Below are 11570 nucleotides of genomic sequence, written 5' to 3' on the forward strand. Positions count from 1 at the left end.
CCGGCAGACGGTAAGACGATTCCTATTCTCATCTATGTCCTGGATTTATCTGGTGTTGGCCGGTCTCTGCGAGATCGGATGGCCTCTGGGGTTCAAGCTTTCCCAGGCGCCCGGCACGGGTTCCGGCAGGTTTGCCGCCTGCATAGCCTTTTCCATCCTGAGCATGGCCCTGAGCGGCTTTCTGCTGTGGCTGGCCCAGCGGAATATTCCCATAGGCACCGCGTATGCCGTGTGGACGGGCATCGGCGCGCTGGGCACCTTCATGGTGGGCATCATCTGGTTCGGGGATTCCTCGAACGTCTGGCGCATGCTGGCGGCCACCTTCCTGCTGATCGGCATCATCGGGCTGAAAATGGCGCCCGGCCATTGACGGAGTGCCGTGAAAGAGGCGTGAGCCTTTTCCCTTGCTGAATGAAGCCGCACCCCACGCGCCGGGTACGGGAATTCAGGAGATTTGATCGGTCCAGATGGTTCCGCACGCGTCGGAAGGCATGCGCCAGTCGCCGCGCGGGGAGAGGGAGATGGTGCCTACCTTGGGGCCATCCGGAATGCAGCTGCGCTTGAACTGTTGCTGGAAGAAGCGGCGGATGAAGATGTCCAGACAACGGCGGATGAATTCCGGCTGGAATTCGTTCCGGAAGGCGTGTTCCGCCAGGTAAAGGATTTTGTTCGGGGGCGCTCCGTATTTGATGAAGTGGAACAGGAAGAAGTCGTGCAGGTCATAGGGGCCCAGCACGTCTTCCGTCCGTTGTTCGATGGTCCCGTCGTCGGAGGGGGGCAGCAGTTCCGGGCTGACCGGGGTATTGCTGATGTCCACCAGGGTGGCGGCCAGTTCCGGCTCGGATTCTTTCGCAATGTGTTCGATCAGGCAGCGGATGAGCGTCTTGGGGATGGAGCAGTTGACCGCGTACATGGACATGTGGTCCCCATTGTATGTACTCCAGCCCAGCGCGATTTCCGACAGGTCCCCGGTGCCGACGACGAGGCCCCCCGTCTTGTTGGCCAGGTCCATCAGGATTTGCGTACGCTCGCGGGCCTGGACGTTTTCGTAAGTAGTGGTGTGTTCCGCCGGATCGTGTCCGATGTCGCTGAAGTGCTGCAGGCAGGCGTCAGAAATGGGGATTTCCCGGAGTTCCGCTCCCAGCAGGCGGCACATGCGCACGGCGTTGCTCCGTGTTCTGTCCGTGGTGCCGAATCCCGGCATCGTCACGGCCAGGATGTCCGATGCGGGCCGTCCCAGCAGCCGGCAGGCGCGGGCGCAGATGAGCAGGGCCAGCGTGGAGTCCAGTCCGCCGGAGATGCCGATCACGAGCCGCTGGACGCGCGCGTGTTCCATTCTTTTGGCAATTCCCGCCGTCTGGATGGAGATGATTTCCTCACAGCGTTCGTCCCGATGTTCCGGAACGGGCAGGAAGGGGCGGGGCGGGTTGAAGGCGTATTCCAGACCGGGAGAGGCGGGAACATCCGTCTCCAGCGTCACGTGGAGCATTTTCCCGGTGTAGGGAAGGGGTTTGTTGTCGTTGAAGGAACTTTCCGAAAGGCGGCCGGCCGCCAGCCGTTCAAAGTCCACGTCCGCCAGGATGAGGGAGTTTTCCCTGAGAAAGCGCGCGCTTTCCGCCGCCAGCCTTCCGTTGTCCGCAATGAGGCAATGGCCGCCGAAGACGACGTCCGTCGTGGATTCATGGACGCCGGCGGAAGACAGCGCGTAGGCGCAGAGGCACCTGCCGCTTTGCTGTTTGACCAGCTCGCGTCTGTAGGCGGCCTTCCCGGTGAGTTCCGTCCCGGCGGACGGGTTGAGAATGGCTCTGGCTCCGTGCAGGGCCAGCGTGGAACTGGGGGGAATGACGCTCCAGAGGTCTTCGCAGATTTCCACGCCGAAGCTGAACGGAGAGGACGTATCATGAAAGACAATATCCGTACCGAAGGGAACTTGAGCGCCGTTGACGGTAATTTCCCGTGTTCCGGTTCCCAGGGCCCTGGCGGAGGTAAATTGCCGCTTTTCATAGAATTCCCGGTAGTTGGGCAACATCGTTTTGGGGACCAGCGCCAGAACGCGCCCGGCCTGCACGACGGCGGCCGTGTTGTACAGGGCATCCCCGTACAGGAACGGAAGGCCCACGATGGCGACTGTGCCGGATTTTTCCGTGGCCTCCGTAAAACGCCGCAGGCCTTCCAGGGCAGCCTGTCTCAGGCGCGGCTGGAAGAAAAGGTCTCCGCAGGAATATCCGGTGATGCTCAGCTCCGGAAAAACGACGGCGGCGGCCTGCTTTTCAGAGGCTTCCCGGAAGCCCGCAATGAGCCGGTCAACGTTGTAGTCCACATCAGCTATCCGGAGCTGGGGGACGGCGGAGGCAAGTCTGTAGTATCCGAACATGGGCGGCGCGGTCTGGAAAATGGAACCCGCGGATAATCTTTTTCCCGGAATCAGAATGCCATCCGGGAAGGGCGGGCCTGCTCCGGATACTAAAAGCTCGTGAAAGAGTTGTAAAGCCATCAGTGGGGATTGGGCTTCCGCCCGTTTTCAGAGGCATGGAGGCGGAGGAGGAAAAAGGGGACCCGGCAGGCTGCCAGCAACGGGCCCGACACGGGCGGCGGGATTCATGCCTCTTCCCCTAAATCCGGCGGGAAGGCGGTTTTTCATGCTCCGGGGACGGAATTGAAGCTGGAAAGGCGGGAGAAAAGAGTCAATCATGCCGCCAAGACCGATGAACCATACCGACCGATTTACAGGGAGAGCCGGGGCCTACGTGCAAGGGCGGCCCGGATATCCCGCCGCCGTTCTTGAACTGCTGACGCAGGAAACGCGCCGGGAGAATCCCCGCCTGGCGGACATAGGTTCCGGAACGGGCATTCTGTCCCGCGCCATGCTGGAACGCGGCTGGACCGTGTACGGTGTGGAACCCAACGACGACATGCGCCGGGAAGCGGAATTTTCCCTGAAGGATTTTTCCTCCTTTCATTCCATTCCGGGAACGGCGGAGCATACGTTGCTGCCTTCCGGAACCGTGGATATGGTTGCGGCGGCGCAGGCGTTCCACTGGTTTGACGCCGCTGCGTTCAAACGGGAGTGCCGCCGCATTCTGACCCCGGAAGGTAGGGTGGCCCTCCTCTGGAATTCAAGGCTGGAAGACAGCCCCATTGTCCGTGAGGAGGGGAGTATTCACCGGCTTTATTGCCCGCATTTTCATGGATTCAGCGGAGGCCTGGCTGAGTTGACGGACAGGATTGGGGAGTTTTTCGATCACCGCTTCCGGATATTCCGTTTTCCGAATGATCTGGCCTACACGCGGGAACAATATCTCCAGCGCATGATGTCCACATCCTATGCCCTGATGGAGAAGGATGAACGGCGTTCCTCCTGGCTGGACGCCCTGAACGGGCTGTTTGACTGGTTTGAGGAGAATGGCCGTTTGACGGTTCCGAATGAAACCGTTGTGTATCTGGGAGACTGCCGGAAGTGAGCCTTTCACGGTCCGACTCCGGGGGCCTGGTTTGGGGGAGAAACCGTCTTTTTCCTCCGGCAGTAATGTGTTTCTGGGCAGGCGCCGTCCATTTTCCCGGCGGAAGGCCTGGATTCAACGAGTCTGTTTTGCCACTTGTCCGGGAATTGGGTGACGGAGGAAAAGGGGCCTTCGGCTAGAAGTTGGGGGAACGGAAAAGAAAGAAAACCGAGATTCCCAGAATCAACAGTCCGATGATGATGGAGGTATAGAAATTGGTTTTGTTTTCATACAGTGTCCACTCCTTTTTAAGATGGGAAAAGTCTTCCCCCGCGGCATAGCGGGAAAAAAGGTCACAGAGCTGGGAGTAGTTCACGTCATCGGGAGCCACGTAGAGCTCCCTCTTCTTTCCGGCGGCAAACGAAACTTCACAATGGTAGCTTTCCGGGTCATCGCAGATGGCCTGGAGGAAATCATTTCCGCGGGTGCAGATGATGAAAGCCTCCATGTTGTTTTTGATGGCGGAAAGGGCTTTTTCCTGCGTTTTGCAGGGATCGCCGTCCACCTCCCACGTGACGGACGGAAAGGGTGAGTCAGGATTCATAAGATAAAAGAGAGATTCTTGAAATATGAAGGACGGGTTCTTCAAACGCCAGTAAAAATGAATTCCCGGGTTTATTTTCTTGGGGAAAACCGGAAGCTCCCATGCGGGAAATTCCTTTTTCCCATGAATTCATCATTCCATCGGCCATTGCCGGCAGGTATTCCCCTGTCCGGGGAGGAAATCCCTGAAAGATGGGAAGAAGTTCCGCATTGCTGCGCGGAATCCTATGGAAAATCCAGAGGCCGTGCATGCGGCGACGGGAGGATGGCGTCCAACGATGGCCGTTTCCGGTTTCATTCCAGCGTGGCACGGTTTCTTCCCGTCTTTTTCCCGTTCGGTTTTTCCGGTCAGTCCTTCACCAAATTTTCCGCATTCGGACGGGAATGCCTTTTCATGCCCTGTGGGGAACGGCCCGTGAAGGTGCGGGGCCGGGATTCTTCTTTCACGCTATTCTTGCTTTATCCGCGGGCGTTTTCCGTGCTACAATCATCCACCGCCATGACGCAGCAGCCTTTTTCCCAAGAACCTTTTCTGGTCTCCGGATTGCACGGGGACCAGATTCTGGGCGCCCGCAGCAATCAGCAGGATTCCTTTTCCATTCTGGCTGGGGAGGATGCCCTGGTTCTTCTGCTGGCGGACGGCATGGGCGGCTACAGCGACGGGGAACTGGCCAGCCGGGCCGCCGTGAACGGGTTCACGCGGACATTTGAGCGGGAAAACCGCCATTCTCCGGGAAAGCGGATGAAGGCCGCCGTAGTTGCCGCCAACGAGGAAGTGCGCGCCGCACGGAAGAAGAGAGGAACGGACGATGACATGGGAACCACGCTGGTGGGCGTCTGGATAGGTCCGGAAGGGCTGAGGTGGGTTAGCGTGGGGGACTCCCTCCTTCTTTTGATCCGGGAGGAAAAAATGTTTCTGCTCAATACCCTGCATCAGTACTCCACGGAACTGGAACAGATGGTGGAAGAGGGCTCCATCAGCCGGGAGGAGGCGCTCAGCCATCCTTCCCGCCACTCCCTGACATCCGCCCTGATGGGCAAGGAGGTCCCCCTGGTGGACCTGCATGATGAATGTTTTCCCCTGCTGCCCGGAGACCGTTTGCTGGTGGCCAGCGACGGAGTGGGCCCCTACCTTGATTCCCTGGGACCGGCGGGAATGCGGTATTTGTCCCTCCTGTCCGCCGAGGAACTGGTACGTTCCGTTCTGGACGGCATCGGCAGGGACGGCGCTCCGAACCAGGACAACGCCACGCTGATATGCGTGGAAATAACGGGAGCGTGATTTTTAACGGATTTTGACGGAAGGATTGTTTCCGTTCACGGAGACGGCCTTCGGAAGCATGGAAAACCCTTCTGCCAGAGAGAAGAGAAAAACGCCTCTGCGGTGCGCTCCGGAGGAAGTCCGGACTGGAGCGGCGGGAGGGCGATGTGCGGCCATGAAGGGAAACGGCGAAGGTTTGGCCGGGGCAGGGATGGCAAAGGATGAATGTTCCTTCCAACGCCGCTCTTCTAAGTAACGGCAGGACTGTCGTCGATGAAAGTTGTCGGGAGCGGTAAAAAATAAAGAGGCCGCCCCGCTTCCGGCGGGACAGCCTCCTTGATTGTCAGTAGTTCTTCCGTTCTCAGGAATGGTACTCCTGCAGGGAGCGGGGAGTTACCTTCACGTGCTGGGCGGAACGGATGCCCTCCACCGTAGCCTTGGCGGCGGCGATGGTGGTCATGTACGGAATCTTCTTCTGGATGGACTGCATGCGGATGAAGGAGTCGTCAATCATGCTGGTGCGGTCCACCGGAGTGTTGATGATCAGGTCAATCTGCTTGTTGGTGATCATGTCGCCCAGGTTCGGGCGGCCTTCGTGCAGCTTGTTGACCACTTCCGTTTCCACGCCCTGGCCGCGCAGGTATTCCGCGGTGCCTCCCGTGGAGACGATCTGGAAGCCCAGGGAGATGAGGTCGCGGGCGATGGGTTCGATGAACTTCTTGTCGCGGTCGGAGACGGTGACGAGCACCTTGCCGGAGGTGGGCAGGATGCATCCGGCGGCTTCCTGCGCCTTGTAGTAGGCCATGCCGAAGTTGTCCGCAATGCCCATGACTTCTCCCGTGGCGCGCATTTCCGGTCCCAGGACGGGGTCCACTTCCGGGAACATGTTGAACGGGAAGACGGCTTCCTTCACGCCGATGAAGCGGCAGGGCTGCGGTTTCAGGTTCATGTCCTTCAGCTTTTTGCCCAGCATGATTTCCGTGGCGTGGCGCGCCATGGAAATACCTGTCACCTTGGAGACGATGGGCACCGTGCGGGAGGCGCGGGGGTTGGCTTCAATGATGTACACTTCGTCGTCGCAGATGGCGAACTGCACGTTCAGGATGCCCTTTACCTGGAAGTCCCTGGCGATCTTGGCCGCGTGTTCCTCAATGGTGCGCACATGCTTGGGAGCGATGGTCACCGGAGGAATGGCGCAGGCGGAGTCCCCGGAGTGGATGCCCGCCAGCTCGATGTGTTCCATGACGGTGGCCACGAAAGTATCCGTGCCGTCGGCCAGGGCGTCCACTTCCGCCTCAATGGCGTTGTCCAGGAAACGGTCAATGAGCATGGGGTATTCCGGGCTCACCTGGATGGCCTCCACGCCGTAGCGCTTCAGGTTTTCTTCATCGTAAATGACTTCCATGCCGCGGCCGCCCAGCACGAAGGAGGGGCGCACCATCACCGGGTAGCCGATCTGGCGGCCCAGTTCCACGGCTTCTTCCAGGGAGCGGGCGGTGCCGCTTTCCGGCTGGCGGATGTCCAAGGCAATCATGCGTTCGCGGAAGTACTCGCGGTCTTCCGCCAGGCGGATGCCTTCCGGCTGGGTGCCCAGGATCTTCACCCCGGCGTCCTTGAGGGCCTGGGCGATGTTGAGCGGGGTTTGTCCGCCGAACTGGACGATGACGCCTTCCGGCTTTTCCTTTTCGTAAATGGTCAGCACGTCTTCTACGGTCACGGGCTCGAAGTACAGCTTGTTGGCCGTGTCGAAGTCCGTGGATACCGTTTCCGGGTTGCAGTTGATCATGATGGATTCATACCCGTTGTCGCGCAGCGTGAAGGCGGCGTGCACGCAAGTGTAGTCGAATTCAATGCCCTGGCCGATGCGGTTGGGACCGCCGCCGAGGATCATGATCTTCTTCTTGTCGCTCACGGCCACTTCATCCGGGGCGCCGCTGTAGGTGGAATAGTAGTATTCCGCGTTTTCTACGCCGCTGACGGGAACGATGCGGTAGGCGGCCACGATGCCGTTTTCGATGCGGCGGGTGCGGATGGCCTTTTCCGGAACGTCGAAAATCTGGGCCAGATACTTGTCGGAGAAGCCCATTTCCTTGGCCTGGCGCAGCGTCTTGAGGGGCAGGGAATCCCATGTCTGGGCGTCCAGCGCGTAGTCGAAGTCCGCCAGTTCCTTCATTTGTTCAATGAAGTACGGGGTGATGCGGGTCAGCTTCACGATTTCCTCCACGGTGACGCCGCGGCGCAGGAGTTCGTAAATCTGGAAGAAGCGCTGGCTGTTGCCGTAAGTGATCTTTTCACGCAGTTCCGGCGTGGAGAGGGCTTCCAGCTTCTTCACGCGGCCCAGGCCGGCGCGGCCGATTTCCAGGGAGCGCACGGCTTTCTGGAAGGCTTCCTTGAAGTTCTGGCCGATGCTCATCACTTCGCCCACGGCCTTCATCTGGGTGCCGAGCTTGTCGGAGGCCTTCGGAAACTTTTCAAAGGCCCAGCGCGCGAACTTGACGACCACGTAGTCGCCGTAAGGTTCGTATTTTTCCAGGGAACCCTTGCGCCAGTAGGGCAGTTCGTCCATCGTGATGCCGGAGGCCAGCTTGGTGGATACGGAGGCGATGGGGAAGCCCGTAGCCTTGGAGGCCAGGGCGGAGGAACGGGACGTGCGAGGGTTGATCTCAATGACGATGATGCGGTTGTCCTCCCGGTTGTGGGCAAACTGCACGTTCGTGCCGCCCGTCACGCCGATAGCGTCCAGAATGCGGTAGGAGTAGTCCTGAAGCCTGTCCTGCACGTCCTGCGGAACGGTCAGCATGGGAGCCACGCAGAAACTGTCCCCGGTGTGGACGCCCATGGGGTCCACGTTTTCAATGAAGCAGACGGTGATTTTCTGGCCCTTGGCGTCGCGCACCACTTCCAGTTCCAGTTCTTCCCAGCCCAGTACGCATTCTTCCACCAGTACCTGGTTGATGAGGGAGGCGGCCAGGCCGCGGGGAACCACCTGGCGCAGTTCCTCCACGTTGTACACAATGCCGCCGCCGGTGCCGCCCATCGTGTAGGCGGGGCGGAGGACGACGGGATAACCGAGCTGGGCGGCCACCTTTTCCGCTTCCTCCACGGTATAGACCGGTTCGGATTTGGCCACGGGTACGCCGATCTTGTCCATGGTTTCCTTGAAGATGATGCGGTCTTCGCCGCGGGCGATGGCTTCCAGGTCCACGCCGATGACTTCCACGCCGTACTGTTTCAGGATGCCTTCCTCATGGAGCTTGGAGGCCAGGTTCAGGGCCGTCTGGCCGCCCAGGTTGGGCAGCAGGGCATCCGGGCGTTCCTTTTCAATCACCGCCGTGATGCGTTCCACGGTCAGGGGCTCAATGTAGGTGTGGTCCGCCATGCCGGGGTCGGTCATGATGGTGGCGGGGTTGGAGTTCACCAGAACGACGTCGTAGCCTTCGGCCCGGAGGGCCTTGCAGGCCTGGGTGCCGGAGTAATCGAACTCGCAGGCCTGGCCGATGATGATGGGGCCGGAGCCGATGATGAGGATTTTGCGGATGTCTTCGCGTTTTGCCATGGTATGATGCCTCTATATATAATCCGTGGTGGTTAACAATAAATGCCGGAAACAGGGTCCGCCCAAGGTGCGTTGCCTCTCCGCTCCGCATACCCGGCGCGTGACCTGACGCACAGTAAGGGACGCCGCGCGATAAGTCCAGACAAAACAACAGGAAGCCAACAGGAAGCTTCAGGGGAAGGCGCGTGCCGGAACCGGGCATTTTACACGGAAAAGGGAAGACGCGGCCATTTGCCTGTGCCCGTTCTTCATTCCTTGCCGTCAGGGCCCGGAAAGCCCCGCCGCCCAGACCGGGCACGGGATTTCTTCATGCGGTCCTTGCAGGGCCGGACGGGACTTTTCCAGCTTCATCCGGCTTCATCCGGCGTGCGTGCCCCTTTTATTTCCGCGGGCTCCGGTCCGGGGGAACTCCGCATCACTCCGTTCTTGCCATTTTCCGCCGTGCCTATACTCTGGGGAAGAAGATGAGGAATGCCCTGATGTTGATTTGCTGTCTCGGCCTGCTGTGTTCTCCGGCGGCCCTGTCGGCGGGTTCTTCCGCCGCGGCCCTGCCGTCTGCCGGACAGCCGGAAAACGATGCCGCATGGTACCGGTCCGTGAGGAGCGGACTGTCCCGGTTCAAGGACGGGGGCGGCTACAAGGCCAACCGGCAGGCGCTGGAAGCCCTGGTGCAGAAAGCCTGCCGCTGGGATGCCAAGGCCGGAAAGCCCGTTTTCCTCATTCAGGAAGCCAGGCCCTCCTTCTGTTCCTCCGCGTGCTACCTGCTTCTTCTTAAAGCTCTGGAAACGTGGGATTCCGGACGGTCCCGTCCCGTCATTTCCGAGCGCGCGTGGCTGGCCCTGATGCCCCGCGTCGGCCAGCATGACGGCGACGGCCCGTGGGGCTGGGCCAACGCGAACGGTCCGGGATTTGCCGTGCTGGTGCATTCCCTGGGCGCGGGGGTGAACTTCGAGGACTGGGGGCAGGCCCGTCCGGGCGATTTCATGAAGATTTTCTGGACGGACCATATTGGCCGCAAGGAATCCGGGCACCTGACGGTGCTGGTGAAGGACGGCGGGGACGAAGTAACTTTCTGGTCTTCCAACGTGCCGGACGGCTATGGAACCAGGACGATTCCCAAATCCAAAATCAAAAGGGTCATTTTCACGCGCATCACCCGGCCGGAACGGTTTAACTTGGCCCCTTCCATCGGCCACCATGCGTGGCTGGCTTCCCTGCTGAAGCAGGACGTGAGCATGAAGGAGGTCCGCAAGCACTGCGGCATGAAGGAACCCTGAATACCCCGGTACGATGGAGGAAATTCAGCAATTTGGGGAGAAACGTTCCTTTCCGCCATCCGTGACGCCGGAATGTTCTGTGCTGGTGCTTGGCTCCCTGCCGGGGGACGAGTCCCTGCGGCAGGTGCAGTATTACGCCCATCCGCGCAATGCGTTCTGGAAAATCATGGGCGAATTGCTGGAGTTTGACTTCTCCCTGCCGTATGAGGAACGCCTGCGCCTGCTCAACAGCGGGGGTGTGGGGCTGTGGGATGTGGTGGCCTCCGGCGTCAGGCCCGGAAGCCTGGACCAGCACATCACCCGGGAACGGCCCAATGACATCGCCGCGCTACTGGAACGCTTTCCCGGCATTCGCACGGTATGCTGCAACGGTACCGCCTCCTACAAGTACCTTAAACGGTATTTTCCGGAACTGTTTCTCCGGGAATCCCCCCGCATCATCCAGATGCCGTCCACCAGTCCGGCGGCGGCGCGGCTGAGCTACGACCAGAAACTCCGGGCGTACGGGGAAGTGATTCTCCCCCGCCTCCAGGGCATGGCGGAATAGGGCAGATCGGGGCAATTCCCGGCAGGTTCCTATTTCAGTTCCCTGGAAGTCTTTGCCCCGGCGGTTTTCAGAAGCTTGATCAACGCGCTCTTTTGCGTGGCGATGGCCCGGTCCAGCGGCGTAGTCCCGTTCGGGGCGCGGTAATTCACGTCCGCCTTGTATTCGATCAGCAGTTTGGCAACTTCATTCGTGGAGCTCTCCAGAAGGCCCGTGGTGTCCGCCACGACCCAGAGAGCGGATTCCGAATTGGCCGGCTTGTAATGCCCGAAGCGCGGCTTGCCGTTGAGCTTGTTGGGATCCGCCCCGTAACTCAGGAGGAGCTTGACGGTCTCCGTGCTTCCATACCGGGAAGCGGTAATCAGCAGGGTTCTTCCGTCATTGCACACGTAATCCGGATCAGCTCCGTTTTCCAGAAGGTAAACAGCCTTGGAAATGGCTCCGCCGAAGTTGTTTCTGCTGAGGATGGAGGAAGAACCGTTTTTGAGATTGTCGCTACGGCCTATTTCCAGATTGATATCCGCCCCGTTGGCAATGAGCAGGTCAGCCAGTTCGTAAAACTCCATTTCCACGGCCAGGGCCAGCGCGCAGGACTTGTCACCCCTTTTATCCTCCCCCTGCCAGTTGACGTCCGCTCCGGCGCGGATGAAGGCTTTCACTTTGGAAAGATCGGGTTTGGTTCCCTGCTCGGGGAGTTTTTGATAGGTCGTTTTCCCATTGATGGTCGTGGAAGAATTCCTGTTTTCCCGTGCGGGCCTGTAATCCTTGAGTTTGTACAGGTATTCGTACAATTCCAGCCCTTTTTTCTCCCGCGTGGCCTGGTCGATGGACGGATCGACGGGCAGGGGCGCCATTTTGGGAATCAGGCGCAGGGAGCGTTCCGCCGTGC

At 59.8% G+C, this 11570-nt stretch carries 9 protein-coding genes; 5 read left to right on the forward strand and 4 right to left on the reverse strand.

The genetic code is table 11. From position 1 onward, the window contains the following. The first annotated feature begins 34 nt into the window (after positions 1-34). Complete coding sequence (locus HMPREF3039_RS03415) at positions 35-370, forward strand: DMT family transporter (protein WP_067571975.1); 336 nt, start codon at positions 35-37, stop codon at positions 368-370. 75 nt (positions 371-445) lie between these two features. Here the strand turns inward: HMPREF3039_RS03415 and HMPREF3039_RS03420 are convergent, their stop codons facing one another. After that, positions 446-2374, reverse strand: a complete 1929-nt coding sequence (locus HMPREF3039_RS03420; RefSeq protein WP_067571973.1) for an NAD(+) synthase — start codon at positions 2372-2374, stop codon at positions 446-448. 316 nt (positions 2375-2690) lie between these two features. Here HMPREF3039_RS03420 and HMPREF3039_RS03425 point away from each other — a divergent pair, with 316 nt between their 5' ends. Beyond that, positions 2691-3461 carry a class I SAM-dependent methyltransferase gene (locus HMPREF3039_RS03425; RefSeq protein ID WP_082770044.1) on the forward strand — a complete coding sequence of 257 codons (771 nt, stop codon included), beginning with the start codon at positions 2691-2693 and terminating at the stop codon, positions 3459-3461. A 175-nt stretch (positions 3462-3636) separates the two neighbouring features. Here the strand turns inward: HMPREF3039_RS03425 and HMPREF3039_RS03430 are convergent, their stop codons facing one another. Then, the gene (locus HMPREF3039_RS03430) at positions 3637-4044 is read right to left on the reverse strand and encodes a hypothetical protein (protein ID WP_067571969.1); all 408 of its coding nucleotides are present in this window, start codon (positions 4042-4044) and stop codon (positions 3637-3639) included. 498 nt (positions 4045-4542) lie between these two features. Here HMPREF3039_RS03430 and HMPREF3039_RS14070 point away from each other — a divergent pair, with 498 nt between their 5' ends. Next, positions 4543-5325 (forward strand): PP2C family protein-serine/threonine phosphatase, encoded by a 783-nt coding sequence (locus HMPREF3039_RS14070; RefSeq protein WP_167506703.1) that lies wholly within the window; start codon positions 4543-4545, stop codon positions 5323-5325. A gap of 340 nt (positions 5326-5665) precedes the next feature. On the opposite strand, the gene carB is transcribed toward HMPREF3039_RS14070, so the two are convergent. Continuing rightward, positions 5666-8860, reverse strand: coding sequence for a carbamoyl-phosphate synthase large subunit (gene carB / locus HMPREF3039_RS03440; RefSeq protein WP_067571966.1), 3195 nt, complete (start codon positions 8858-8860; stop codon positions 5666-5668). Between the two features lie 479 nt (positions 8861-9339). Here carB and HMPREF3039_RS03445 point away from each other — a divergent pair, with 479 nt between their 5' ends. Together HMPREF3039_RS03445 and HMPREF3039_RS03450 are read left to right on the forward strand one after the other, a co-directional pair. Then, positions 9340-10137 carry a hypothetical protein gene (locus HMPREF3039_RS03445; protein ID WP_147549443.1) on the forward strand — a complete coding sequence of 266 codons (798 nt, stop codon included), beginning with the start codon at positions 9340-9342 and terminating at the stop codon, positions 10135-10137. A gap of 13 nt (positions 10138-10150) precedes the next feature. Next, positions 10151-10684: a DNA-deoxyinosine glycosylase gene (locus HMPREF3039_RS03450; protein WP_067571961.1), complete on the forward strand. Its 534-nt coding sequence runs from the start codon at positions 10151-10153 to the stop codon at positions 10682-10684. 29 nt (positions 10685-10713) lie between these two features. Here HMPREF3039_RS03450 and HMPREF3039_RS03455 read toward each other — a convergent pair. Next, positions 10714-11570, reverse strand: an 857-nt coding sequence (locus HMPREF3039_RS03455; protein WP_167506701.1) for an ankyrin repeat domain-containing protein, incomplete at its 5' end; no start/stop codon positions are given.

The sequence above is a fragment of the Akkermansia sp. KLE1798 genome (assembly GCF_001580195.1).
Lineage (GTDB): Bacteria > Verrucomicrobiota > Verrucomicrobiia > Verrucomicrobiales > Akkermansiaceae > Akkermansia > Akkermansia biwaensis.